The organism is Ruegeria sp. L12, assembly GCF_056531745.1.
Map to the genome: position 1 here is coordinate 215971 of NZ_JBQFMH010000004.1, position 26596 is coordinate 242566.

A 26596-nucleotide genomic window follows, 5' to 3' on the forward strand; every position below is an offset into this window, starting at 1 on the left:
AGTGTTCGGTGTGTCCGTATCCAAGACTGTCCACCAAGACTGCAAAATAATTCGTAATGATGGGGTCGTAGGTTCGAGTCCTATCAGCGGCACCACCCTTCTCAGACAGAACCCGGAATTTAGCACTGGAATCAACGCCTTCGGAAAGTCCGCAAGGTGACGTTTGCGCTTTCGATTTTCAGACATCCGGGCTAGGCTGCGTTCAGGATTGGCAGATAGAGCCAGTCTCGGGGCGTAGTAACCCCTCCGCAAGCGGTCGGTGTCGGCCGAAATGACACCTCCTCGAACTCTATGGTCGGGGAGTCACTGGCGTACCTTAGCGAAAACCCCGCCATCAGGCATGAGACTGCCAGGCTATTGGATTGGCAAGCATATGTTGCCGCCTTTTCCTGCGGGTAAAGCGCACTCATTCCATCACCTCGAATAAGCAAGCTCAATCTGTAACCCGGATCACTGACCGCCCCTCCGAATCCAGCCATATTGGGAACAGTTGAAGAGTTAGCGCTCATGGTGTGTTGAGAGCGCAGGTTTTTCACTTTCCTCCCTGTCCTTGGGGCGCGCTTGTGGTGGGTGCGCCTCTTTTTCATTTTAGAGTGTAAATTCAACATCTATGCCGATAGAGCAATGGCTGCAAAAGCCGCTGCCACCCTTTGCCGCCTCAACGTCCTCTTTGTCAGTCTACATTGAACGCAAACAATGCGCGGCAAGATTTGCCACCGAATTACAGGATAAAGTCGTCTGCGCTTAGATTCATTTTCCCAGTCAATTCTATTTGAAAATCCGCGACGCCATCTCCGTCAATATCGCCGGAGACCACGGTCTTGTCGTCAGATTTTCGGTATCGCAACTCGCCTTCGGCACCCGAAAAGTCGTTCTCCCCAATAAAAGTAAATGCTTGGTCACCTTCGGCAGATCCAGCATCAATAAGCACTAGATTGATTACATCGACGCCTCTGTCAAAATCTTTGATGACATCGCGATTGTCTTTCCCAAGTCCGCTATCCATAGCCTCCACGAATACGAATTGGTCATGGCCCCTTCCGCCCTTCAGTATGTCCTTTCCAGATCCACCATCAATCCAATCGTTGCCATTATTACCATCAATTTTGTCATTACCTCCGTTCCCGGAAATAGTATCATGCCCTTTTCCACCGTCTACTTTGTCAGCGCCGCTACCTGCGGAAATAATGTCACTCCCGCTTCCACCTTTGATATCGTCTTTACCTTGACCGCTGGAAATGGAGTCGTTCCCGGCTCCGCCAGAAATTTCGTCTTTCCCATTTCCTGTGAACAAATCATCATCGCCTTCTCCGCCCGACAGTTTATTGTCGCCCAGATAATCGAAAAGGAAGTCATCTCCATCACCGCCAAACAGATTATCGTTTCCAGCACCACCATTTATGGTGTCTTCGCCGTTCTGACCGTATAGAAAGTCTTTTCTGTTTCCGCCAAAGAGTTCGTCGTCACCGCCACCGCCTTTAACCACATCCCTACCATCAGTGCCGTCAAATTGGTCGTTTCCACCGCCAAGGCTCATAGATACGCCATCTGCGAAGACAAGCTCGGTCAACGCTGTGGGGTTTAGAGGCAGATTCATAGTTTGAACGATGTAGTCCCAGAGGCTTACACCTTTAATTTCTGTTATTTCGTAGAGCTTCCCATTTGGACCGACTAATTTAATGCTCTTTACAGCACCCGTGAGTGTCGTACCAAACATTTTGAAATTGCCCTTTAGGACAACTTTATGAGATCCAATTGGCTCGAAATTTGGAGCAATCGCTTCGGCCTTATCTGATTCAAATCTAGATTTGCTTGCATTGAACTCTGGATTGACGAGTGTAGGAACAAACACTTGATGGTTGAGTTGTGAAAATGTGAATCCATCATAGAACTTTACTTTAGCCATAAATCCCCCAGCAATTTCATGTCGCTAAGCAATTGGTATATAATACATTTTCTGAAAATTATTGTATCAAACACAATCACCAGTAAACACCACAGTAAATCTCATTGTGACAATTGAATTCATTCTATGTCAATCAGCTTTTAACCCAGATCATTGTTGTTTCGTGTTGCCAAACAAATCGGAATAAATGACTGAATTGTATTGCAATGTCAAAACCCAGTAGATCAATTCCGGATGAATTTGGAGCCTCTGGGCGAGATCCGCTCTTACTCCAGATGTGGTTATAGATGTCGTTCCCGCGCCGCCAACTTGCGACAACCTTCCTTGCAATACTTGGCGTCCACCCGTTTCCATTCCGAAAGGTGATTGCTGTGCTGACAGGTATTCAGCCTTTCCGGCCATTCCTCGTGTGTCTACCCGGCAAGTGATGCAGCGCAGCTACAGGTCAAGCAACAAACACCGTCACAAAGTTCCCGAGACCATGGCCTAGGCAATTCCACGCCGCAGCCGCAGCAAGTTTCCGCTGCGTAAACACGCCCGGCCTTTGCGCGCGACTCGAATTGCTCTAGGTCAGGCTATCCGTTTTGATGGGGGTCAAAATGAAGCTTAGTGCATTTGAGATTTGTTGCATTCTGCTGGCCAGCGCAGTGGCCGTGGCAGGATTTGTAAAAGCCGCAAATGCCGTGATTTCGGTTATCTGAGCAGGCTGTGATAAGCGGCTCATTTCAGCAGCGCGCTAGCTGAGTGCCATGACCATCTCGACCTCACCGTCGACAATCCTGCCTGTCGGGTCAAAGCCAAACCGCTTGTAGAGCGGCAACGCGCTTCCGGGCTCATCGACAACGCTGATTACCAGATTTGCACGGCCCTTCTTCTGAGCCAGCGCTTTTGCGAATTCCAATGCAGACCGGCCATGGCCTTTGCCCTGATGCGCCTGATCAACCATAAGCCGCCAGATGTATATGCTGTCGGGATCGTCACCCTCATCCAAATCCGCATCGGGATGGAACATATCGACGACTGCCAGCAACCCGACAGGGGTTTCATCTTCCCAGATGCCATAAATCTCGGACCCTGGTTCAAATCTCGATTGGGCCATTGTCATAAGGTTTGATGCAACGAACGTAGACTGTTCGGCGCGCACGCTCAGCGCTGCCAGAGGCCGGAGAGTGTCTCGTGTCAAAACTCGGAAGTCAGGCATGTGTTTACTCTACGGGACGAATACCAGCGCGTGAAGCTTCATGGTCCGGATGGACCCTCTGGCCTTCCTGGTCACGCCTTAAGCGCGCATTTGTTTGCTTGTTTATGAAACTGGTACGGGCGGTGGGACTCGAACCCACACGGCACCAAGGCCTTCGGATTTTAAGTCCGATATGTCTACCATTCCATCACGCCCGCAGACCTGTTTGTGCGGCGGATCAAGCCGAAACCAACAGGATCGCCACACACTTACAGCCAACCAAATGGATTGAAAAGACGCTCGTTTCGCAGATCGGATTTGAGCGTAGCCGAAGCGCGCGGTTGACAGGGCTTGACCCTTCCGCTCTCGTCGGCGGATCAGCAGAAGGAGCGCGCGATGAAAGCGGTCAGCAACCCGTATCGGAACGGGACCAAACTGGCGGATGATGCGCCTTATCCGTCGACCGACATTTCGGGGTTGGGGCGGCATCGCCTGTTCTGCCCGGATTTCGTTGAAACACCGCTGGTGGATGCAACGGCGCTGGCACCGGTGGCAAAGCTTTGGGTCAAGGATGAGCGGCCCCGGATGGGGCTTGGGTCGTTCAAGGCGCTGGGCGCGGCTTATGTCATTGCGTGTCAGGCCGACGCGGCAGCCGATAAGATGCTGAACGGGCGCACCTATGTCACCGCAAGCGCAGGCAATCACGGCATGAGCATGGCTGCCGGGGCGCGGGTCTTCGGGGCAGATGCGGTGGTTTACATTGCCGAAACCGTACCCGAGAGCTTTGCCGATAGGTTGCGGGCGCAGAACGCGCAGGTGGTACGCGAAGGCATTGACTATGCCGCCAGCATGGAGGCCGCCGCGCAGGCGGCGCAGCAGAACGGCTGGACCCTGCTGTCGGACAGCTCGTGGGAGGGTTACACCGATCTGCCCCATCTGCTGATGGAGGGGTATCTGCAAATGGCGCTGGAAACGACCGAGCAATGCCCTGAGGCACCAACCCACATCCTGTTGCAGGCCGGGGTTGGCGGCATGGCCGGGGCCGTGGCCGCCTATGCGCGCAAGGTCTGGGGGGACGCGCCGCAGATCACCGTGGTCGAACCCGGTTCAGCGCCGGCGCTGCAGGCCAGTATCGAGGCTGGGCAATGCGTTTTCGCCGATGGCCCGGACAGCATCATGGGGCGGTTGGACTGCAAAGAGCCGTCGCTGATTGCCCTGAACGGGCTGGCACGGGATGCGGATCTGTTCCTGACGCTGGACGATTCCGAGGTTGCCGCGCAATTGCCGGCCATGGCCGAGACCGGTTTGGACACCAGCGCCTCGGGTGGGGCGGGCATCGCGGCGGTGATGAACGCGGCGGTGCGACAGGCGCTGGAGATCGGACCCGAGGCGCGTGTTTTGTGCATGCTGACCGAGCAGCCCGCCTGACCGGCTTTGCCTTCTCGATGATCCGCGGTCAGGCCGTCAAACGCTGCGGTGGCGTCAGGTATCATGATCAGGCGGTGGCGTGATGTCAGGCGCTCAGATCAGCATCTCGATCCGGGCGTCCGGAAAACGGGCCAGTGCGGCCTTGGTCCGGTCTGGTGAGGTCACGCAAAGTGCGGTCGAAAGCCCGTCCGCCACCGCGGCCTGCGGGGCAGATATAGACACCGCCCGATGTGTCGGCCCCGCGCCCAGAGGGTTCAGGATATGGCCCAGCCCCCCGTTCAGCCGCGTGCCGTCCGGGGCCGAGGTGGCAACGGCACGGTCCCGCAGAGTGATCCGTTTGGCGACCGTGCCATCCGGTCCAGCCAGTCCGACGCGCCAGGGCTCAGCGCCGCCGCGTTCACCCAGTGCGGCGACCTCGCCCATATCCACCAGAACATCGCTCAGGCCATAGGACCGGAGCAAAGCGGCAATCCGGTCGGTGACCGCCCCTTGCGCTATCCCGTTCAACGTGATCGCCGACAGTCCCGGCTGCGGCAGGCGGATTTCATCTGCGCCGACATGGACTCTGTTCCAGCCAATCGCCTGCCGCGCACGATCCACATGCGCATGCGCCGCCCCGCTGGCGAGCGCCAGCCATAACGGCTGAACCGTCGGATCGAAGGCCCCCTCTGACGCGTCGTGGAGCGCGGAACACAGGCTCAGCACCTCCAACAGCTCAGGCGCAGGGGCGCGCAGGCGGCCCGCGCGGTTCAACCGGCTGATCTGCGACCGCGTGCGATAAAGGCTGAAGATATCCTCAAGCCGGTGCAGCTCGGCCTCGACCGCAGCGAAGATCGGCGCGGCTTGCGTATCTGTCAGACCCTCCAGCCGCAGGCTGGCGGGCGCGCCCAACGCGATGCCGCGCCATTGGGCCACGCCGCTGGCAGCGGCGGGCACAGCGGCGCAAGCGGCCGAAATGGTCAGGAACCGGCGGCGGGTCAGGCGGGTCATGCGGGGGTCTCCAGAATCAGGTCCAGATCGACGGGGCCCAGAACCTCGGCATCGGGCACCTCGGACAGGGGCAGGGCAGACCCGCCATAGCGCAGGATAAAGGCTTCGGCCTCGGCGGGTTCTGCAAAGGGCACAACCTCGCGCGCGCCCATGCCGCCAGCGACATCGGCGCCGACCACGAAGGTGGCGCCATCGGCTGCGATCCAGTTGGAAATCCCCGGCTGTCGCCAACTTGGGGCCACACCCATATCGCTGACGTAAACCGCAGTGATCTTGGCGTCGCGCTCGGGGCTTTTCAGATAGGCCAGCATGTCACGCACCTGTGCGAAGAACAGCGGCGCGGGGTAACCTTCAAGATGAATCTGCCCCTTTGGCCCGCCATGTTCGGCGATGTTCATCTGGCAGAAATAGCTCAGAGCATCCGGGGTCAGGTCCACCGGGTCGGGGGCTTCGGCCACCTCTTCCTTGCAGGCGGCCATCGTGACCAGTGCGATCAGGGCGAGACGTTTCATGGCTCGACCCTCCGGAATGCGAGACGGGCGAGGGCAAAGCCCAGCACCGGCCAGATCAGCAGCGAAGCGGGCGCGGCCCAGACCGGCAGGGCCTGCGCGGCCCCGGTCATGCCGGATGCCATCGCGACGCCCTCGGTCGCGGCGATGTTCCACAGACGGAACGCGTCGGCCGGGTTGGCCACCATCACCCATGGAAAGACGGATTGGGTGAAAGCGCCGCCCTTGTCCATGACGACAGCCCCCAACAGGCCCAGATCATAGAGGACGACAAAGACCAGCCAGAGCCCGGCCGACAGACCTGCCGCCGCCGTGGCCCCCTTCGCCAAAGCGGACAGCAGGTATCCCAGCGCCAGAAAAACAGCGCCCAGCAGGATGGATGTGAGGATGAGACGCGCCAGCGCCATCAGACTCTCCGGCCCCGCGCCGCCAAAGAAAGCGGCCACCGCGCCTGCAGTGCCGAAACCGATGGTCATGGCGAAAGCCAAAGCTGCCAGATGGGCGGTGAACTTGCCCAGCAGGATTTCTCCGCGCCCCGCCGGATAGGACAGCAGCAGCGACAGGCTGCCCCGGTCCACGTCGCCCGCGATGGCGTCGAAGGAAATCATCAGCGCCAGCAGCGGCGCGAGGTAAACCGACAGCGTGGTCATCGACGCAACCGAGACGGTCAGCATATCGACGCCCAAGGTGCCGGTGGGCGCGCTGCCCGCAAAGGTCAGCGCCAGTGCGAACAGCACCATGATCAATGTGGCGACCAGCAGCCAGCGGTTGCGGCGCAGGATCAGCATCTCGGTGCGGGTGATGGCGAGGAAGCGGGTCATTGCAAATCCTCCTGTGCGTAATGGCGATAGAGGTCTTCCAGCTTGGGCGGGGTCATCTCGACATCCGCCACCGCGTCACCCAGCCCGGCGATCCGGCGCAGCGCCTCCATCTTGTCTTCAGGCGTGCAGAGCAGTTCCACCGACGCCCCATTGATCCGGTTGCCACCCAGCTCGGCGGCCAGCGCATCGGCGTTGGCGCTGGCGCGCACCTTCAGGCGGATCGGCAGACCAGCCAGCGCCGACAGGTTGTTCAGCGTGTCATCGGCGACCATCCGACCCTTGCGCATGATGGCGATCCGGTCGGTTCGCGCCTCGACCTCGGTGAGCGCATGGCTGGCAATCAGCACCGCAGAGCCTTGCGCCGCCAGTTCATCGATGATGGCATAGAGATCCTGCCGCGAGATCGGGTCCAGCCCGCTCGTCGGCTCGTCCAGAAGCGCCACCTTAGGCTGGCCCAGCAGCACCTGCGCCAGACCAAGACGTTGCCGCATCCCCTTGGAATACGTTCCGATCCGGCGGTCCAGCGCATCGCTCAAGCCGACGCGCTCCAGCAGACCGGGCACATCGGCTTTCGCGCCTGAAAGCTGCGCGAACAAGGTCAACTGCTCACGCCCGGTTAGCGCGGGATGAAATGACACCGCCTCGGGCAGATAGGCCGTCTCGCGCCGTGCCTGAGCACTACCGGGGGTGACGTCTCCGATCCGAATGGCTCCGCCATGGATCGGCGTCAGGCCGAGGATAGATTTGATCAGGGTCGACTTACCCGCACCATTATGGCCCAGCAGCGCAACGCGCTGGCCAGGGGCAAGAGACAGTGTGATATCGTCAAGAACGCGGGTTTTTCCACGGTCCTTGAGAACATGGTCGATTGACAGGGCCTTATCCGTCATGAGGCACCTTTTTCATAGCTGGGGGTTCAGGGGCTTGCATCAATGGGTTGCTGTCCATCACGCCGCCCGGCAGCAGTGCCGGAAAGGCCGATTGTGACCAGCGCACCAGTTGCACGGCAGGGGAGCCGAGCAACAGTTTGGCTGAGGGTTGGGTCCACAGCACATGGTCCATACTGTCATTGGGGCGATAGGGGGCATCGGCAATGCCGTTGCCATCCACATCATAAGCGGCGAAATCGGACCAGTAGTTGCCGCGTCCGTCCTCGGACCACTCGACCCATTTGGTCGAGACGTATTTCACCTGAGTCCGGTTTCCGATGAATGAGTTGCCAAGGATACGGTTGCGCTCAGACCCGGCGGTAAAGTGAATACCGATGCCGCATCCCTGGAACCAGTTGTCGGTGAATTCGTTCTTGTTGGAGTTATAGAGGAAGGTGCATTTTTCCTTGGCACCTTTTACCACGTTGCCGGTGATGGTGCTCTTGTTGGCATAATTCAGCATCACGCCATGTTCGCGGTCACCAATCGAGACATTGTTGGCGACAGTCACATTACTCGTGAACATCACCGCATAGCCCAGATCGTTGCCGATCGAGACATTGTCGCTGACCACCGAATTGTCCGCATACATGTAATGCACAGCAAAGCGCAGATCGCGGAACAGGTTGCCGGTGAAGGTGTTCTTCTTCGACGAGTTCACGAAGATCCCGTCGCGCCCGTACCGGATGTCATTATCCTCGACCACCGCACCCGGCGCATTCCAGACATAGACCCCGTTGCCGCGCGCGTTCATATGGCGGTCCTGTCGCCCCTCGATCCGGTTGCGGCGCACGATGCTGTCCTTGGCACCGTGAATGTCGACGCCATAGAGATTGCCCAGCAGCACGTTATCCTCGACCACCGGCGCATGGGCTGTCTTGGTCAGTTGAATGCCGCTGTCGATTCCGTCATGGCCAGAGCCCGAGCCGATCACCGTCAGCCCGCGCACCGTCACGCCCGGCCCGGTCACGGTGATTACGCTGCCTTCGCCTTGTCCGTCAATGGTGGCCTGTCCCAGCCCGTCGATGGTGACGGGCCGGTCCAGCACCAGTCTTTCAGCATAAACGCCGGGGCTCAGGCGGAGGGTGTCTCCATCCGCCACCTGCGCCAGTATCTCGTTGATGGCCCCCGCCCGGTTGGGCACATCCCAATCCGCCGCCCAAAGGGGCGAGCCGAGCAGGAGCGGTATGAGCAGGGACCAACGCATCGCTTACGCGCTCCGCGGCTCAACGAACATCCGACCGCGCATCTCCATGTGCAGTGCGTGGCAGAACCACTGGCAATAGAACCAGTGCACGCCCGGACGGTCGGCGATGAAGGTGACCGAGGCGGTGGCCTGCGGCGCAACCTCCATCGCGATGCCGAAGTTCGACAGGCACAGTCCGTGGGTCACGTCATCCACGTCATCCAGGTTGGTGACATACAGCGTCACCTCGTCACCCTGTTTGACGGTGAACTTCTCAAGGCTGAACACCGGCGCGGTCGAGGTCATGTAGACCCGCACCTTGTTGCCATCGCGGATCGGCTCCTCGGCGCCTTCTTCAAGGTCTACACCATCGGCGGCAGCCTGCTGGCGCGCTTCTTCCCACATCGGGTCGTTGCGATCCCAGACATTGACCGGGTTCACCTTGGACCGGTGCACGATGATCGAGTCATGTGGTTCCGCAAAGGTCGGGCCGTCATGGACCACCTTCATCTTGTCGCCCGAGATATCGATCAACTGCTCGTTTTCAGGCTTCAGCGGACCGACATTCAGGAACCGGTCTTTCGAGAACTTGTTCATCGAAATCAGCCACTTGCCGTCAGCCTCGGAGGTTTCACCCATCGAGGTCGAGTTGTGGCCCGGCTGATAATGCACATCCACCTTGTCGAGGATCGGATCAACATCCGCACCACCAAAGGCTTCGATGGCCTTGGCGATGTCCCATTTCACCACCTGGCTGTCCAGGAACAGGGTGGTGTAGGCGTTGCCCTTGCCATCAAACGCGGTGTGAAGCGGGCCCAGACCCAGCTGCGGTTCCGCCACGATGGCCGAGCGCGGATCGGCGTTGTCGGCAAACAGCGCGTCGACCTTTTCCACATCGATCACCGAAACGGTCGGCGACAGCTTGCCGTTGATCATGATGTGTTTCTTGTCGGGTGCTGCGTTCACACCATGCGGCGAGTTCGGGATCGGGATGTAACGGGTCAGGTTGCCGCCCGCCTCTTTGCGCCCGTCCACGACCTTGACGCCGTTCAGCTCCTGATAGTTGCCAGCAGCAATTGCGTCTTCGATGCCTTTGAGGTTGAACACGACCACATGGTCCAGCTCATTCTCGGTCATCTCGGCCAGGTTCATACCCATTTCCGAGTTATAGGACGTCGAGAACGCATATTTGCCCTGATAGTCGCAATCGGTGTTGTCGAGGTTACCCGACACCATCACCTGCCATGCGATCTCCATCGTGTCGCCGTCGATGGCGGTGAAGATGTTCACGTATTGCGACGGATCGTCGAGGATTTCGCCATCATTGACCAGCGGCGCCTCATGTTCACCATTGGCGAAGATGTAACCGGTGCGGGGGTATTTCTGCGGGCGCAGACCGTGGATGTCATGCGCGTTCGGGATCTCGATGATCTTGTCGCATTTCATCACGTCGCAGCGGATACGCGCCACGCGGGTGTTGGCCTTGTCGTTCATGAACAGATAGCGACCGTCATAGGTGCCATCGGTGAAGGACATGTGCGGGTGGTGCAGGTCGCCATTGTCATAGGTGACCTTGCCGTTGGCGGCCAGATACTGCTTGGTCTCGGGCAGCAGCCCTTCGGTCAGGACCTTCAGTGACTCGTTGGTCTGGCCCCAGCCGGTGGCCGAGCAGCGGTTGAACACCGGAATGCGCATCAGCTCGCGCATGGACGGCACGCCGAGGATGCGCACCTCGCCGGTCTGACCCGAGGACCAGAAGCCGTAATATTCGTCCAGCTCACCGGGCTCCAGCGCGGCATTGGCGGCGGCGCTGGCCTCTTTCGCGGTCATCAGGGTGCTGCCCAGACCGGTTCCGGCCAGCACGGCGCCGGTTGCAGATGCACCCAGCAGCCCGCGGCGTGTGACGTTCAGTTTCTTATCGTGTTCCGACATGATCGTTCCTCCTTTTAGGAAACAGATTGCGGTTTGGCGTTCGGATGGTTCGCCGGTGGTTGTCCGAGCGGGGTCTTGATGTTGACCGACCCTGTCTTGGCCCGCCGTTTAAGCTGGCGGATAACGACGGGACATTTGCTCTCGGACTGATAGAGCACCTGACAATGCAGGCAGGTGACGCACTCGTTCGGGTTGATCTCACCGGTGGGGTGGATGGCCTGAACGGGGCATTCGTTGGCGCAGGTCTGACACGGCGTGCCGCAATCCTTGTAGCGGCGCAGCCAGTCGAACATGCGAATACGGGCAGGGATCGCCAGCGCGCCGCCCAACGGGCAGAGATAGCGGCAGTAGAACCGTTCGACGAACAGCCCGATCCCCAGCAGGGCAAGCGCAAAGACCACAAACGGCCAGTCGCGCATGAATTTCAGAATGATCGCGGTCTTGAATGGCTCGATTTCGGCATAGGTCTCGGCCAGCGGGATCGACACAAAGCTGAGCCCGAAGAGTCCAAGGAAGATCATGTATTTCGCCGGCCACAGCCGTTCGTTCAGGCCCCAGGGCAGGGTCCATTGCGGCACCTTGAAGGCCCGCGCGATCTTGTTGGTCAGTTCCTGCAGCGCGCCGAACGGGCACAGCCAGCCGCAATAGGCCCCGCGCCCCCAGAACAGCAGCGCGGCAGCGACGGCAAACCACTGGATAAAGACCAGCGGGTCCAGCAGGAAGGCATCCCAGCTAAAGCCGGTGCGCAGGCTGCCCGCAAGCGCCATCAGGTTCACCACGCTCAGTTGCGCATTGGCGTACCAGCCGATGAAGAACAGCGTCATGGTCAGGTAACCGATGCGGAACCAGTAAAAGACCCGGGCGTTCATGGTGGCGTGGAACTGGAAGAAGAACGTCGCCGTCAGCACCAGCAGCATCAGACCCAGCACCCCGATCTCGACGGTGCGGTCCTTCCAGATGCGCTGCCACAGGGCGGCCTTGGCGGCGGCCTCGCCGGTGGCATCGTCAACCACCGTGGGCGCCGCGACGGGCAGCAGGTATTGCTCGGGCAGTTTGTAACCCAGATCGAAGGTCAGGAATGTCTTCTCAACCGCGCCCACGGCCCGCTGCACCAGCAATTGCAGGCGGAACGGCTCGGCCGGATCGAACTCGGCATCGGCGGGGATTTTGAAGATGTCGAGTTCGGAAAAGGTGGGCGCATCCGCTGCCGCAACCTTGCCCAACCGACGCTGTTGCTTGTCGAAGAACCGGACCGAGCTGTCGCCCTGGATCAGCTGTATCCGGTCAAAGATACCGCCCCGCACATAGCCCGATCCCTTGAAGCTGTAGGCCCCGCGCCCCAGCACCAGAATGGCTTGCTCGCCCTCGTCCAGCCAGTTCAACAGGTTCTGATATTCGGCCTCGCCCAGCAGCGATTTGCCGATCGACGGCACCGAGACCAGCGCCATATGCATGTCGATAAACGTATCATCCGGCGCGCCCGGTTCCGGGCGTTTGATGGCCCGTTGATCACCGGTGGCCTCAAACGCGGCGTTGACCTGCCCGATATCCAGCGTCAGCCGCCGGACCGAGCCGTCACCCGACAGGGTGGTCCAGTCGTAAACCGCATCCTGCGCCAGATCGACCTCGCGCTTCGGCCCATCGGCCTGCAGCGGAGACAAACCGCCCAGCCCCAGCGCCCGCGCCACCTTGATGCCGCCGCGCACAAGGCTGTCGTCGATCACCATGATCGTCACCGTCGCGCCCGAGATAATGTCGAGGTCATGCCCCTCGCCCCCGGTCTCGGCCTCGCGTTTGAGGTCCAGACCGGTATAGCCTTCGGTCAATTCAACCATGCGCGAATTGGGGATGCCGATCAGCACGATGGGTTCCGAGTGCTTGACCAGCTTTACCCCGGTCAGCACCGCATCATCGTCTATGGCCGCAACCACATGGATGGGCTTGCCGGAATAACCGGTGGTGCCAACGAAATCGGATGTCAGAAAAGCCCAGGCCACGGTCTCGCCGCCCTTCAGGACGGGCGCAACCTTGACGTCATCGCGCACCGGGCCAAAGGCATCGGCACCGGGGGCCAGATCGGCGGGCTCAAGCTCGGGCAGGAAGCTGGCAAGGCTGTCGGCATTGGCGCTGATCGCCATCAGACAGGACAGGGCAAAGGCCAGCACAAAGTGGTATGCGCGACTTACGACCACGGCGCACCTCCGGATAGTTGGGTGGACGCCATGGACGCGCGCAGGGCGCGTTCAGATTCTATTTGGGTCGCGCACGGGGGTCCCCGGGTTTCGGGCCACAGCCAGTTCGAGTTGTACAACACGAAAGATTTGCTGTTTTGGACCTGTACAAATCGGACGATTCCGGATTGTGGCGTTTGCGCCATCTCCGGTACGGGTGCCGCGCTTGTGATCGCGCACAGCGCGCATTCGGCGCATTTCGGGCAGGGCGCGGTCGGATCTTCGGGGCCTTCTTCAAGGTCAACCTCGACCCAGACCGCGCCGCCCTCCGAGCAGATCTCCATCCAGACACTTTGACCGGGACTCGCCAGCGCCGGAGCAAAGCTCTGCAACAACAGAAGGAGTATGCCCGCCAACCCGGCTGCCGCGCGAACCGCGCGGACAGGGAGATTGTGCAGATGGGTCAGGGCGGACATGGAGACTCCGACTCGGGAAGCTATGCCTGCGTTCTAGAGGATTCTCTCGGTGCGATACTTGACTTAGGTCAGGTGGTGCGACTTTCCGATTTTATGGATTGAAATCAACCGTCTGCCTCATCCATCAGGCCCCGCAACCAGCGCCCCGCCAACCACGCGGCCGGAACGCCCAGAGGGATCGACCACAGGATCGCCGGAACCGGGCGGATCACGCTGAATCCGATGCCGTGCAGGATCAAACCCAGCAGGAACAGGTTGATCGCCACGGTCAGCATCGTGGCCGGATACAGCAAGATGGCCAGTTTCCAGACCGGCCATTTGCCATCAGTGGCTGGTGCCTTCCGAGAAGGTGATTTTGTTCCAGACATTGTACTTCCCAGACGGTTTGCGCATCGGCAGGCGGCGAACCTCTTCCAGCGTCTGCGCGTCATAGACGATCACCGCGCCATCATCCTCCCAGATCGACACCAGCGCGTGACTGCCATCCTTGGTGAACTCCACATGAGCCACGGTCTTGCCCGGCGCGGGGCGCAAAGTTTTCACGATTTCAAGGCTTTGCTTGTCGATCACATGCATGGCGTCCTTGTTCGGCCCGAAGAACACGTCGGCCCAGACATAGGGCGAATTCTCATGGCTGCGCATGAAGAATCCCGGTCCTTCGGTCTTGATCCGCTTGACGGTTTCCCATGTCTCCATGTCGATCACCGACACAGTGCCATCGGTCAGATGCGGCGTCGCCATCACGGTGGAATCGCCATGTTTCCAGGTAATCCCCGAACCTAGGTGAGGCATCCCAGGCAGGTCCAGATCAGCCACCTTGTGCCCGATGACCAGATCGATCACCTGCCCACCCTTGCCGTCTCGGGACGCCCCCATGACGTATTCATAGGTCTGATCGAAAAAGAAATCGTCCAGATAGTCGGGCGTAGTGATTTTGCGTACAGGGAAGGGATCGGGGTTCTTGAACTGTCCTTCGATGCGGAAATCATGGCCAATGCCGAATTGCGGCGGGTTTGCACCATAGAAAACCTCCCAAATCTCGGGGACATCCTTCAGCGCCAGCACAAAGCTCTCGCGCGGCGGTGCCTGATAGACGGCCGAGACCCGGCTGGGGACGCCATTTTTACTTTTAACTTCAATGACTTTCGCCACTGATAGATCTTCGGTCGAAAGCAGCGTCAATGAGTTCGGCAGGTAATTCGCCACCGCCACCCATTTGCCGTCACCCGACATGGCGATGTTGCGGCTGTTCAGCCCCGCGCGCACGCGGCCCACCTGTTTCAGCGCCCAGATATCATATTTCTGCACCCAGCCATCGCGCGACATGATGAAGACATAGCGCCCGTCCGGGCTGAACTTCGGCCCGCCATGCACGGCGAAGGGCGTCTCGAACCGGTCCAGAACCTCGAACGTGTCGCCATCCAGAACGCTGACATGGTGATCGCCGGTCTCAACGGCCAGCGTGATGTTCATCGGATCGCTGTCCCAGACAGGCGCGTCCACCGACACATAATCCTCGTCCAGAGTGCGGCTGGCCATGATATCGGCCTCGCCCCATTCGGGATCATTCTCCAGCGGAGATTTCAACCAGCCGGCCAATTCCTCAATCTGCAACGCGTCCAGTTCATGCGAAAACGCGGGCATCTGCGTCGCCGCGCGCCCCTCGGCAATCACCGCCGCCACGCGCGGCCCGCGCATCCGCTTCAATGTCTCGGGGATCAACGCCGGACCCACCCCGCCCAACCGGTTCTCACCGTGGCACGAGGCGCAAAACTCGGCATAATCCGATGGGGCATCAGCCCAGGCTGCGCCCACACTCAGGGCTGCGCACAAAGCCCCCGTCTTCATCTTTTTAAAAATACTCCCGCCGGAGGCTCCCGCGCTCACCACCCGCGCACTGGCTGGGCGGGCAGAGCCAACGGTGTCAAAAGAACTGATGCGCCGGATCATGGCTTTTCCCCCGGAACGGCGTGACCTGCAGACGCTCGCCTGCGTCCTGCACGCCGATTTCTTCGTTTGACAGATAGCAGGCCGGGTCCTCGGCCCACGGATCGCCGGTCAGTTGCAGGGCCCGGATGCGGGTGTTGCCGCCACAGACATCCTTCAACTGGCACGCTCCACAGCGCCCTTTCAGCGGTCTTGGACGGGTGCGCAGCAGCTCCAGCATCTGATCGCCACCGGTCCACAGCTGGGAAAACGGGGCCGTCTTGACGTTGCCGACGGTGTAATCCGACCAATAGGTATCGGGATGCACGCGGCCCAGATTGTCGATATTGGCCACGCCCAAACCGCTGGAATTGCCACCCCAGGCGGCCAGATGTTCGCGCACATGCGCGGCCTTTTCCGCATCGAAATGCGCCCGGACCCAATTCAGGAAATACCCCGCATCCGCATCGTTATTGCCGGTCACGATATCCAGCGGACGCCCGCCCGAAGCCGCCTCCCACGCGCGATCCAGCAACAGGTCCATCCCCTTGCGGGTGCGCAGGTGTTCAGCATCCTCACCCCGATTCTTGTCGCCGCGCCCGGCATAGACGAGGTGAGACAGATAGAACTTGTCCACCCCTTCGTCGTCGCACAATTGCAGCAGATCGGGCAGGTGATGCTGGGTGCCTTCAGTCAGGCAGAACCGCAGCCCCACCTTGATGCTGCGCCGCTTGCATTCGCGCACACCGCGCAGGGCATCGGCAAAGGCACCCTCGACCCCGCGGAACCAGTCATTGGTGGCCCCGATCCCGTCCAGCGAGATACCGACATAGCTGAATCCCACATCGGCAATCCGGTCGGCGGTTTCGCCGTGAATTTTCGTGCCGTTGGTGGAAAGCGCCAGCATCGGCACCAGCTTGCGTGCGCGTGTGGCGATGTCGAAGAAATCGAACCGGTCCAGCGGCTCCCCGCCCGAGAGGATCAGGGCCGGGACGCGAAATTGGCCCAGATCCTCAAGGGTTTCCATGGCTTGCTGATGGCTCAGCTCACCGGGGAATGCCACATCCGCCGAAACGGTATAGCAATGGCGGCATTTCAGGTTGCAGCGTCGTGTCAGGTTCCAGATCACCACCGGTTTCACCGGCCCGGAGCGGCGTTTGCGCACCGGAGTCGGTTTCACCAACTGGTGCATGTATTCGGTCAGGCGGAACATGTCTCAGCCTTTCTTTTTCAGGCGCAGCCCGGTCTTCTTCAGGATGCGCGTGGAATAGAGGATATCTTTCGCGCCGCAGGCATCGCCAAGGATATCCGCGATCTGCGCGCGTTTTTCCTCGACCTCATCCCGGTCAGCACCGTGGACCATGGCAAACAGGTTGTAAGGCCAATCGGGCAAGGCGCGGGGGCGTTCATAGCAGTGGGTGACAAAGGGCAGGGCACCGATCTGCGCGCCCAGTTCGGCGATGCGGCTGTCCTCGACATCCCAGACGGTCATGCCGTTCGAGGTCATCCTCAGCTTATAGTGATTGGGCGCAGCAGCGATGCGGCGGATGACACCGCGTGCCTTCAATTCAGCCAAACGACCAATCAGCGCGCCCTCGTCCAGGCCCAACCTGTCGGCCACGGCGGCATAAGGCGCGGGCACCAGCGGCAGGCCGCCTTGCAGCGCTTCGATAATCTCTCTGTCCTTTGCGTCGATCATGCCGCCACCCGGAAACCGATGAAGAATTCCTGCAGTTTGGGGAAACGGAGAACCTTGATCCCCGTTTCCTGTTCAATGGCATCGGCAGCGGCCGCGATCCCCTCGGGCGTTTCGGTGGCCAGCACGAACCACATGTTCAGCCGGTGCGTGCGTTCATAATTATGGGCGACCTCTGGATGTGCATTGACTTTGGTCAGGACGGTTTCGAAATCCGCGCTCGGCACCGCCATAGCACACAGGCAGAACGCGCCACCCATGGCAGCGGCGTCGAAGAACGGCCCGAACCGGGTGATCACGCGATCTTCTTTCATGCGTGCCAACCGGGTCAGCAGATCGGCTTCCGAAATTCCCAGATCCCGCGCCACTTCGGCATAGGGATGCGGTGTCAGCGGCAGGTCATCCTGCATTCGGTTCAGGATGGCGCGGTCGGTTGCGTCCAGCGTCATGCGGCGACCTCCTTCGGTTGGATCAGCGCGCCGGTCTGTTTGAAGCAGCGGGTCGAGAACAATACCTTATGCCGGACACCGGCCAGTTCCGGCAGCGCGGTAGCCCCGGCAAGCACCGCGCGCGCCTCGGGGCGCGAACGGGCGTGGATCATGGAGTACAGGCGATAGGGCCAGAGGTCCGCGACCGGGCGGCGCTCGTAACACAGGGTAATGCCGGGATGGGCAGCAAGGGCCGGACCGGCGCGGTCGATCTGCTGCGACGGCAGGTCCCAGACCACCATCGCATTGGCCGACCAGCCCAGGGCCCGGTGCCGCACGATGACCCCAAGGCGCGAGACAATGCCCGCCATGTGCAGCGCCTCAATCCGCGCCATCACCTCATCAGGGTCGCGATCCAGCGATTGCGCCAGCGCGGCATAGGGTTCGGCGACCAGCGGCAGTCCGGTGCTCAGCGCCTGCAACAGCGCGCGGTCGCCGGGCTGCATGGCGGAACGGTCCACCTTGCGCCGGTTCGGGACCATCTGCGCGTCACTCGCCATGCGAAAGCCCAGATCGATGTTGAACGGACGCACCAGCCGCAAATCCAGTACTCGCAACCCGGTACGCTGGCTGATCCGGGCTAGTGTGTTATCGACATGCGCGCGGTCCGGACCGGTGGCCACGAACCACAGATTCCAGTCGTCTTCCCGCTGATAATTGTGGTTCACGCCCGGTTCGGCGTCGATCAGAGCAGCCACTTGTTCCAGCCGGTCCTCGGGCGCGGCAACAGCGGCCAGAGTGCTGGCCGATACCGTCCCCGGCGCGATGGTCGCGCCCACCCGTGTGATCCGGCCCGTGGCGCGCATGTGGACCAGACGGTTCAGCACTTCGACCTCGTCCAGACCCAGCAGATAGGCCAGCACCTGAAACGGGCGGTCGGTGAGGGGAAAGTCGCGCTGAAACTCGTCCAGCAGGCGGCGGTCGGCGGGGTCGGTGATATGTTCCATCGCTTACAACCCCGTTCTGTGCGCGCGAGCGGTGAAGAAAATGCCGGATGGGCTGTCGGCCTCGATCTCGCGCAGTTTTTCGAAGGTCTGCGTGTCGTAGACCATCACCTTGTTGGCGTCGCGCACACTGATCCAGACCTCATGCCCGCGCGGCGTGAATTCCATGTGCAGCACGGCGGGGCCGGGTTTGAATTCGTGGATGATGTCCTTGGTCACTGAATCAATCACCTGAATCGTGTCGTTCAGCGGATGGGCGAAATTCACCCAGACCTGCCGCCCGTCGGGCCGGGCCATGGCAAAGACCGGCTGGCCATGGGTTTTTGTCCGCCCGGTCTCGGTCAGGGTATCGGCGTCGATCCACAGAACCTCGTGATGGCCGACGGCGGGGAGGACGAATTCGCGGCCCGTCAGCGCCCAGCCTTCGAGGTGGGGCATCTTGTAGACCGGCATCTCCTCTTGCCCGCGCCCATAGTTGGGCAGCACGCGAATGGGTTCGGGCGTCTCGGCCCACAGGTCCAGCGCGGTCAGGCCGTCCTCGCCGAACAGGCCGGTGATATAGGTGCGGCCATTGGCGGTGATCAGCGCGTCATAAGGGTTTTTGCCCATCTCGGGGATCTTGGTGATCGCGGGCGCGCCTGCGGCGAAATCAGCGATCCAGGTCTCGCCCGTGTCCCACATGGTGAAGACGAACCGGCGGCCCGGTGCATCGACCAGACCGATGGTTTTGCTGCCGGTGGGGATGTCGGCGACCATCTCCAGCGTCTCGGCGTCGAACACCCGCACGCCGCCGGGTTCATAGTTCGACACGGCGACCAGTTGCCCATCGTCTGAGATCGCCCCGCCGATGGCATTGCCCGCCTGCACCACGCGGCCTGCGATCTGGCGGGTGACGATATCGACCTTGGTCAGACCGCCGTCGCGCCCGAACACATAGGCGAAACGTTCATCGGGCGAATAGACCAATGAGGCATGGGACAGATCGCCCAGCCCTTCGATCCGCGCCAGCGCCGCGCGGTCGGATTGATCGACCAGCAGGACCGAGCCCTTGGCCCGTTCGATCACCAGCCCCAGATCTCCGGTGGCGGTGGGTTCCGCCTGCGCTGTGGTCATCATCAGGGTGGCCGCAAGGGTAAGGATGAGCTGTTTCATTGTGCCTCCGGTTTCAGAAGGTAACGGGCGATCCATTCGGCCTCTTCCTGACTGATCAGGGGCCGCCAGGGGGGCATCGCGGTGTCGGGGATACCGTCGAGGATGACGCCGGTCAGGACGTCCGCGTCGTAATGTTCCAGCGTCTCGGACCTCAGGTCGGGGCCGAGGCCGCCTTTCAGCGACAGTCCGTGGCAGGAACCGCAATCCTGATGGACCAGCCGCTTCAATGCGTTGGGATCAAGCGTGTCGGCAGCGAACGCGGTTGTGGCCACCAGCACGGCAGAGGTGAGCAGAACTGATGTCAGCGACCGGCTGCGGGGGGCGGTCGGGCGTTGTCTGGCGCTGCTGCCAGGTGCAGCGTATCGGCGTCCAAGCTTAGCCATTGGCCTGCTCCAGCAATTCTGCCGCAGACCGTTCGGCGTAAAGCGACACAACCTTGCCAATGATGAACAGTGTGGGCGCTTTCAGGTCGGCGGCGCGGACGTCCGCCGCCAGACGATCCAGCCGGGACACCATGCGGTGTTCGTCCGGGGTGGTCGCTTTGCCCACGGCCAGAACCGGGGTCGAGCCGGGCAGGCTTTCGGTCATCAGGCCCATGGCGATCTGGCCGATATTGGCGACGCCCATATAGACCACCAGCGTTGTGTCGGGATCGGCCAGACGCTTCCAGTCCAGATCCAGCACCTTGTCGGCCTGCCGATGCCCGGTGACATATTGTACCGAGGTTGCCAGCCCACGATGGGTCAGCGGCACGCCGGTGGAACAGGACGCGCCCTGTGCGGCAGTGATGCCCGGCGCGTATTCGACCGGGATGCCGTTTGCCATCAGATGCGCCGCCTCTTCCGAGCCGCGTCCGAAGATCATCGGGTCGCCGCCCTTCAGGCGCGCTACGGTGTGACCGGCGCGGGCTTCTTCGACAAGGATTTCATTGATGCGATCCTGCGGCACTGTATGGCATTTCGGTGCCTTACCCACCGGGATCAGGCGAGCGCCCACGGCGTGCAGATTCAGGATATCGGCCGAGACCAGGCGATCATAAACCACCACGTCCGCCTCTTGCAGCATCCGCAGTGCGCGCAGGGTCATCAGTTCGGGGTCGCCGGGACCTGCGCCAATCAGAAAAACCTTACCGCTCATGTGCACACTCGCTTGGTCTGAATGTCTTCGGAGCCCGGTGTGCCTGCGCAAATCCGCAGCGAATTTGGGACGTTGCTGGGCGAGCCGGGCGAGTCATGACGGCAGACTGGCGCAATCGAAAAGGAACCTCCTTGACATAAGTTAAGGAGCGCGGGAATTGGTCCCGCGCCCCTTCAATCTGCCTGTATGCTTGCCTCGGCTCAGGGTTCGACGGTGATCATTCCGATCATGTTCTGTGTCTCCCAGTGCGGCCCGCACAGGTAATCCTGCGGCCCGGGGGTGAGGAAGGTCAGCTCGACCGTCTCCTCGGGGAACAGCCGGTCGCTTTCGGGCTCGCTGCCGTCTTTCAGCAGCACTGAATGGCTGGTGCGTTTGTCCACATTGACCCAGCGCACGGTGGTGCCCGCTTTCACGGTCAGTTCGAATGGACAGAAATTGTATTTGTACATCAGCACCACCTCGGCATCCTCGACGGCGGAGGAGGGCTGACCGAACAGCTCGACATAGCGTTCCTCGGCCTCGGCACACAGCGCGGTGGTGTCCTCTGCCCAGGCTGGCGCGGCCAGAAGCAGCAGCGCGGGAAGAAGGTGTTGGGGTTTCATCGTCCAAGTCTCCTCTTCTATCGGCAAGGGGCCGGAATGCCCGGCCCCTGTCCCTTATTGTTTGACCACGTTGATGAAGGCGCTGTCGTCGTCCAGCGCCAGGCTGGTATCCAGCGTCACGTGGTGGAACCGTGCGGCGGCAAAGTCATCGTGGATGGCAAAGCCCACCGTATAGGTCTGACCGGCCTCAAGCGGCACATCGCCGGGCGCGCCCGAGTTCAGCGGACGGGTGAACACCACGGTCCACATGCCCGCATCCAGACTGGCCGAGGCGGCGATTTCGCCGTCATTGACCACGCGCTGCTCCAGCAGATAGCCGTTGGTGGCGCTTCCGTCCGCATAGACGCGCATCAGGTCCAGATAGGTGCCATCGGCCAGATACTGTTCGATCTGATCGGCGGCCTGCAGCTTGTCCCAGCCACCCAGCGCCTTGCCGCGACGGCCTTTGATCTCGACCTCGGTCCGGCTTTCGCTGATGTATTTGGTCACCGTGTCCTGCGTGCTCAGCCGACCCGAGACATCCCCGTTTGCGGCGATGGCTTCGGCACCCGGATCAAAGGGCATATAGCTGTTGTCCGCGTGGCACGAGGCCCAGCAACCCACCTGATCGCCCATCTCGATCCCGGTGCCGGTGATCATCATGGCAACCTTGATCTGGTTGTCGGGGTCCATCTTGCCGCCATCGACGAAGGGCGCAGGATTGTGGCCCGCATCCGGCCATTGCAGACGGATATACAGGGTCTCATCATCATGCGCGGCCTGCACGGTTGCGTCGATCACGCCGCGTTTGCCTGGAATGGGCGTCGGTTCCAGATCGCCACCGGCCACGATCTTGTTGCCGATCGTGTCGAGTTCCTTGGCGTGGCAGGTCGTGCACTGATCTCCGCCCTTGGTCAACGGGCGGGCGCCGCCGTGGGATCTGCCGTTCTGGACCCATTCGAACGAGGCCTGTCCGGGGTAGAACAGTTTCATGTCCGCACCGGGAACAGCGGCCCAATCGATATTGGTGCCAACATCGCTGCCACCGCCTGCAGGTGCTGCGGCTTCCTCGCCAGAGGCTTTGGCGCGTTCTTCAGCCACGGCCGCATCGACCGCTGCTGCGATCTGGGCCTGCACGGCCTCTTGCTGGGCGACGCGTGCGGCCTTTTCGGCTTCGGCCTCGGCGGCTTCCTTGGCTTCGATCCGTTCCAGACTGGCTAGGTATTCGGCGGGGATTTCGCGAATGAAATCAGGGTTCGGCGCTTCAAGCTTTTCCAGATATTCTTCTTCGGCCCGGTCGCGGGCGTCCGAGTGTGCGATCCCCTTGTGGCAGTCGATACAGGTCTGACCAACCGTCATCGCATTCAGGTGCTGCTGACGGGCGCGGGGTTTCTGGAATTCCGGCATCATCGATTCAAAATCGTGACAGTTGCGGCATTCGCGCGAGTCGGTGGCCTTCATCCGCTCCCATTCATTCATGGCCAGATGCACGCGCTTGGCTTCGAACTTTTCGCGGGTGTTGATGGTGCCGACCATTTTGCCATACAGCTCTCTGGACGCTTTGATCTTGCGGATGATCTTGTGCGTCCAGTCCTTGGGCACGTGGCAGTCGGAACAGACCGCACCCACGCCCGAGCGGTTCACGTCGTGGATCGTGCCGGTGTATTCCTCATAGACGAAATCGCGCATCTCGTGGCACGAGACGCAGAATTCCTTGGTGTTGGTGGCTTCCATGGCGGTGTTGAAACCGCCCCAGAAGATGATGCCGGCGACGAACGCGACGGCAATACCGGCCACGGGCATTCCCCACAGGAAATACCGGCGCCAGATCGGTTTTTTCTTATCCGGTTCGGAGGTCATATCCGGGCTCCGTTTTGGCTGTCTTGTCTGGCCTTGGATGGCAGGCCGGTGAGTTTGGCTGATGTCTCAAACGAAGAAAGGGCGGGCGAGGGGCCCGCCCTTTCCTGTGTTGGTATCAAACCCGTCAGGTGACGTGGTTCGAGCGGTTGTAGACGTTGAACTTGCCGGTCGGGGCGAACAGACCCTTCACGCGGCCGATCTCTTCCAGCGTCTTGGCGTCGAAGATCACGATCTCACCATTGGCCTCTTTCGAGGTCGAGCGGTTCCACTTGGAAACCCAGACCTCGGAGCCGTCCTGGTTGAACTCGAAGTGGACGGCGACGTTGCCTTCCTCTTCGGTGATCTGGATCGTTTTCACGATCTCACCGGTTGCCTTGTCGATGACCTGCACCGATTGCTGAATCTCGGGCTCGGGGTGCTTGGTCTGGTCAGCCCAGATGTAATCCGATTCCGGGTGTGTCCTGATGAACAGACCGGGTCCGTCGGTTTCCACCTCATAGCAGACTTTCCAGGCGTCGTCCGGGCGACCTTCGGGGTCGTTGCCCCAAACGGTGACCGTGCCTTCGCCCAGGTGGGTCGTACCGGCAACCGGGCCACAATTCGGGTCATCCCAGTTGGCGCCCGGGCCGGGGTGCGGCAGCGGCGCGGTGTCGATCAGAGCTTCCAGCTTGTGGGTCTCGGTATCGACCACGACCATCTTGTTCGACGCGTTTGCGGCGATCTGGAAATAACGACCGGTCGGATCAAAGAACCCGTCATGCAGGAACTTGGCACTGTCGATTTTGTCGATCCGCAGGTTGTCCAGGTCGGAGTAATCCACCTGCCAAAGCTGACCGAGTTCCTTGACGGCCACGATCCATGTGGGCTCGTTCGGGGTGGTGTAGATGGCGGCCACGCGGGCCTCTTCCACGTAATCCCCGTCCACGTTGTAGCCACGGGTCGAAACGACCTTTTTCGGCTCCATGGTTTCGGCGTCGACGATGGCAAAATGCGGCGGCCAATAGGCGCCACCGATGACGTATTTACCATCGCCCGATACAGCCACGTCGCGGGCGTCATAGCCAATGGTGACCTCGGCCACGAGCATGTTTTCGGGGTTCTGCCACAGGTCGATCTTGGTCATCTTGCCGTCACGGCCCATGGTGTACCAGAAGCGGCCCGGATTTTCCGGCTCTTCCAGTTTATGGTGCTCGGACGCTTTCAGGACGTGCACGGCGTAGCCGGTCGGGATGTGCGCCAGCACTTCCTTGGTGTCACCGTCGATCACGGCCACCTTGCCCACGTCACGTTCGATGACCACGAAGAAGTTTTCCCAGTTGCGCCCATGCAGCGGCTCGGTCGGGTAGTCTTCGGGTTCGACATAGACCTTGCGGGTCGCCATCATCTGTTCAAGCGACATCTCCGGCGGCTTGGGCGGCTCCATCTGGATATAGGTCGCCATATCGCGGATTTCTTCTTCGGACATCACGTCCGAGAAGTTGTTCATACCGCCCTCGGTACCCCATGCGATGATTTTTTCCAGCCGGTCCTGACCCAGTTTCAGGGTGCCCGACTCGGTTACGGTGCCATCGGCGTTCTTCGTTTCAACCAAAGGCTCAAGGCTTTTGCCTGTTGCCCCTTTGCGCAGTACGCCGTGACAACCGGCGCAGCGTTCAAAGTAAAGTTGTTTAGAGGATTCAAAGGCTTCCTTGCTCAGGGTTGGCTCTTCGGCTAAGGCTGGCGCAGCGACGCTGCCCAGCAGCATCGCCAAACCGACCCCGAAGGCGCGGCCAGTTTTGTTGTAGCTGATTCCAAGTGACATGATCACTCTCCATTTGCTGGTGAGGCAGGTCCTAGGGTGAGACATCACGCCTTTGTCATCCTTGACGAAAGTCAACGGGAGCGGTGTTAACCGCGCGGAGCGACAAAATTTCCGCCAATAAAATAAGGGTTCTTGAGGCATGTTTTGGCCTGCTTGATTTCGGTTAAGTAAAGCCGGAATGACCCTCGCTAGGGTCGGAGCCAAAGCCACCAAAGCCGAGGAGAGCAGTCATGTCGGCGGTCATCGCGCGAATTTTTGGCGAAGGATTTCGGGTGTTTTTCCTGTCGGCTGGCCTGTACGGGCTGTTTGTCGGTGGTGTCTGGGGTATCTGGCTGATGGTTCAGGCCGGTGCCGTTCCTGCATCGGATACGAGCTATGCGATGGCCCCGCCAATGTGGCACGCGCATGAGATGATTTTCGGCTATGCCACCGCCGCGCTTGGCGGGTTCTTCCTGACCGCCGTGCCGAACTGGACCGGAGCCCCCGACGCGCGCGCGCGATTCATAGTGGTGGCTGCGGGGCTGTGGCTGCTGGGGCGTCTGGCCATGTGGTATTCGGGAGTGCTGTCGCCTGTTCTGGTTGCGGTATGCGATCTGGCCTTTGTGCCGATTCTGGCGGCGAAGATCGCGACCCAGCTGATCCGCCGCCCGAAACCGCAGAACATGGTATTTCTGCTGCTGCTCAGCCTGATCTGGATTGCCAATCTGCTGACCCATCTGGAATGGATCGGGGTCACCGGCGATACGCTCGATGTGGGGCTGCGCGCCGGGTTACTGACCCTGTGTTCCATGATTGCAATCCTTGGGGGCCGGATCACGCCTGCCTTTACCCGCAACGCGATGAAACGCGCGGGCGCGCCGGAAGAGGCCTGGCCGGTCTCGGTGGCCGCACTGGACAAGTCGGCGATGCTGATTGCCCTGCTATTGCCTGTCAGTGCACTGGTATTTGGGATCGGTCAGATGACCGGTTTTGTCGCGCTGTTGCTTGGCGTGGTGCAAATACTTCGCATGGCGCGCTGGCGCTCAGCGTGGGCCATGCGCCAGCCGATCCTGATCGCCCTGCATGTCGGTCTTGGTATGCTGGCGCTTGGGCTGATCCTTTGGGGCCTGTCGCTGCTGGGGTTTGGCAACGAAACCGCGGCGCTGCACGTGCTGGGCATCGGCTGCGTCGGGGGTACGACTCTGGCAGTCATGAGCCGCGCCGCGCTGGGCCATAGCGGGCGTGCGTTGATCGCGCCGCCGCCGATGGCGGTGGCATACGGGTTGATGGCGGCGGCCGCGATCCTCAGATGGGTGGGATCGGATCTGAACACCGGCTATCTGACCGCGATGCTTGTGGTGGATGGGCTTTGGGTCGGGGCTTTCGCGCTTTACCTGATCGCCATGTGGTCGGCGTTGACAGGCCCGCGCGCGGCCTGAACAATTCAGTCATTCTGATAACTTGCTTCATCGCGTCGGCTGTCTTGACTTTCGTTAAGGCAGCC

24 protein-coding genes and 1 tRNA gene are annotated in these 26596 nt (G+C 60.7%); 2 read left to right on the top strand and 23 right to left on the bottom strand.

Going from position 1 to position 26596, the window contains the following annotated elements; all coding sequences use genetic code 11:
- Positions 1–721 precede the first annotated feature (721 nt).
- The 3 genes from ACR0K9_RS08765 to ACR0K9_RS08775 form a co-directional block, all read right to left on the bottom strand.
- Entirely contained in the window at positions 722–1906 is a 1185-nt protein-coding gene (locus ACR0K9_RS08765; RefSeq protein ID WP_480822382.1) for a M10 family metallopeptidase C-terminal domain-containing protein, read from the bottom strand.
- Positions 1907–2642: 736 nt separating this feature from the next.
- Positions 2643–3107 carry a GNAT family N-acetyltransferase gene (locus tag ACR0K9_RS08770; RefSeq protein ID WP_480822384.1) on the bottom strand — a complete coding sequence of 155 codons (465 nt, stop codon included), beginning with the start codon at positions 3105–3107 and terminating at the stop codon, positions 2643–2645.
- Between the two features lie 111 nt (positions 3108–3218).
- Positions 3219–3304 (bottom strand) — tRNA-Leu (locus tag ACR0K9_RS08775).
- 178 nt (positions 3305–3482) lie between these two features.
- Here ACR0K9_RS08775 and ACR0K9_RS08780 point away from each other — a divergent pair.
- A complete protein-coding gene (locus tag ACR0K9_RS08780) occupies positions 3483–4514 on the top strand; it encodes a pyridoxal-phosphate dependent enzyme (protein WP_480822386.1) in 1032 nt (343 codons plus the stop codon).
- A gap of 93 nt (positions 4515–4607) precedes the next feature.
- Here the strand turns inward: ACR0K9_RS08780 and ACR0K9_RS08785 are convergent, their stop codons facing one another.
- From ACR0K9_RS08785 to ACR0K9_RS08880, 20 genes are all read right to left on the bottom strand, one after another.
- Positions 4608–5504, bottom strand: coding sequence for an FAD:protein FMN transferase (locus tag ACR0K9_RS08785; RefSeq protein WP_480822388.1), 897 nt, complete (start codon positions 5502–5504; stop codon positions 4608–4610).
- Positions 5501–6016 carry a nitrous oxide reductase accessory protein NosL gene (locus ACR0K9_RS08790; RefSeq protein ID WP_480822390.1) on the bottom strand — a complete coding sequence of 172 codons (516 nt, stop codon included), beginning with the start codon at positions 6014–6016 and terminating at the stop codon, positions 5501–5503. Before ACR0K9_RS08790 ends, ACR0K9_RS08785 begins: the two co-directional genes overlap by 4 nt.
- Positions 6013–6834 carry an ABC transporter permease gene (locus ACR0K9_RS08795; RefSeq protein ID WP_480822392.1) on the bottom strand — a complete coding sequence of 274 codons (822 nt, stop codon included), beginning with the start codon at positions 6832–6834 and terminating at the stop codon, positions 6013–6015. Before ACR0K9_RS08795 ends, ACR0K9_RS08790 begins: the two co-directional genes overlap by 4 nt.
- Positions 6831–7724, bottom strand: a complete 894-nt coding sequence (locus tag ACR0K9_RS08800; protein WP_480822394.1) for an ABC transporter ATP-binding protein — start codon at positions 7722–7724, stop codon at positions 6831–6833. The genes ACR0K9_RS08795 and ACR0K9_RS08800 overlap by 4 nt, the downstream gene beginning before the upstream one ends.
- Positions 7714–8970: a nitrous oxide reductase family maturation protein NosD gene (locus ACR0K9_RS08805; RefSeq protein ID WP_480822396.1), complete on the bottom strand. Its 1257-nt coding sequence runs from the start codon at positions 8968–8970 to the stop codon at positions 7714–7716. The genes ACR0K9_RS08800 and ACR0K9_RS08805 overlap by 11 nt, the downstream gene beginning before the upstream one ends.
- 3 nt (positions 8971–8973) lie before the next feature.
- Entirely contained in the window at positions 8974–10881 is a 1908-nt protein-coding gene (gene nosZ / locus ACR0K9_RS08810; protein ID WP_480822398.1) for a TAT-dependent nitrous-oxide reductase, read from the bottom strand.
- A gap of 14 nt (positions 10882–10895) precedes the next feature.
- Positions 10896–13019, bottom strand: coding sequence for a 4Fe-4S binding protein (locus ACR0K9_RS08815; RefSeq protein WP_480822667.1), 2124 nt, complete (start codon positions 13017–13019; stop codon positions 10896–10898).
- A gap of 44 nt (positions 13020–13063) precedes the next feature.
- On the bottom strand, positions 13064–13528 hold the full coding sequence (locus ACR0K9_RS08820) for a DUF2946 family protein (protein ID WP_480822400.1): 465 nt from the start codon (positions 13526–13528) through the stop codon (positions 13064–13066).
- A 104-nt stretch (positions 13529–13632) separates the two neighbouring features.
- The gene (locus ACR0K9_RS08825) at positions 13633–13896 is read right to left on the bottom strand and encodes a hypothetical protein (RefSeq protein ID WP_480533723.1); all 264 of its coding nucleotides are present in this window, start codon (positions 13894–13896) and stop codon (positions 13633–13635) included.
- Positions 13853–15376 (bottom strand): cytochrome D1 domain-containing protein, encoded by a 1524-nt coding sequence (locus ACR0K9_RS08830; protein WP_480822402.1) that lies wholly within the window; start codon positions 15374–15376, stop codon positions 13853–13855. The genes ACR0K9_RS08825 and ACR0K9_RS08830 overlap by 44 nt, the downstream gene beginning before the upstream one ends.
- Before the next feature lie 76 nt (positions 15377–15452).
- Positions 15453–16667 carry a heme d1 biosynthesis radical SAM protein NirJ gene (nirJ, locus tag ACR0K9_RS08835; RefSeq protein WP_480533719.1) on the bottom strand — a complete coding sequence of 405 codons (1215 nt, stop codon included), beginning with the start codon at positions 16665–16667 and terminating at the stop codon, positions 15453–15455.
- A gap of 3 nt (positions 16668–16670) precedes the next feature.
- Positions 16671–17153 (bottom strand): siroheme decarboxylase subunit beta, encoded by a 483-nt coding sequence (gene ahbB / locus ACR0K9_RS08840; RefSeq protein ID WP_480822404.1) that lies wholly within the window; start codon positions 17151–17153, stop codon positions 16671–16673.
- Entirely contained in the window at positions 17150–17599 is a 450-nt protein-coding gene (locus tag ACR0K9_RS08845) for an Lrp/AsnC family transcriptional regulator (RefSeq protein WP_480822406.1), read from the bottom strand. Before ACR0K9_RS08845 ends, ahbB (ACR0K9_RS08840) begins: the two co-directional genes overlap by 4 nt.
- Positions 17596–18585, bottom strand: a complete 990-nt coding sequence (ahbB, locus tag ACR0K9_RS08850; RefSeq protein WP_480822408.1) for a siroheme decarboxylase subunit beta — start codon at positions 18583–18585, stop codon at positions 17596–17598. Before ahbB (ACR0K9_RS08850) ends, ACR0K9_RS08845 begins: the two co-directional genes overlap by 4 nt.
- A 3-nt stretch (positions 18586–18588) precedes the next feature.
- Entirely contained in the window at positions 18589–19734 is a 1146-nt protein-coding gene (locus tag ACR0K9_RS08855) for a cytochrome D1 domain-containing protein (RefSeq protein ID WP_480822410.1), read from the bottom strand.
- On the bottom strand, positions 19731–20027 hold the full coding sequence (locus ACR0K9_RS08860; protein ID WP_480822669.1) for a c-type cytochrome: 297 nt from the start codon (positions 20025–20027) through the stop codon (positions 19731–19733). Before ACR0K9_RS08860 ends, ACR0K9_RS08855 begins: the two co-directional genes overlap by 4 nt.
- Before the next feature lie 82 nt (positions 20028–20109).
- The gene (cobA, locus tag ACR0K9_RS08865; RefSeq protein ID WP_480822412.1) at positions 20110–20871 is read right to left on the bottom strand and encodes a uroporphyrinogen-III C-methyltransferase; all 762 of its coding nucleotides are present in this window, start codon (positions 20869–20871) and stop codon (positions 20110–20112) included.
- Positions 20872–21071: 200 nt separating this feature from the next.
- Complete coding sequence (locus ACR0K9_RS08870; protein ID WP_480822414.1) at positions 21072–21473, bottom strand: cupredoxin domain-containing protein; 402 nt, start codon at positions 21471–21473, stop codon at positions 21072–21074.
- A 54-nt stretch (positions 21474–21527) separates the two neighbouring features.
- Positions 21528–23312, bottom strand: a complete 1785-nt coding sequence (locus tag ACR0K9_RS08875) for a NapC/NirT family cytochrome c (RefSeq protein ID WP_480822416.1) — start codon at positions 23310–23312, stop codon at positions 21528–21530.
- Between the two features lie 124 nt (positions 23313–23436).
- Entirely contained in the window at positions 23437–25113 is a 1677-nt protein-coding gene (locus tag ACR0K9_RS08880) for a cytochrome D1 domain-containing protein (RefSeq protein WP_480533703.1), read from the bottom strand.
- A 230-nt stretch (positions 25114–25343) separates the two neighbouring features.
- On the opposite strand from ACR0K9_RS08880, the gene ACR0K9_RS08885 reads away from it, so the two are divergent.
- On the top strand, positions 25344–26531 hold the full coding sequence (locus ACR0K9_RS08885; protein WP_480822418.1) for an NnrS family protein: 1188 nt from the start codon (positions 25344–25346) through the stop codon (positions 26529–26531).
- The last annotated feature ends 65 nt before the right edge of the window (positions 26532–26596 follow it).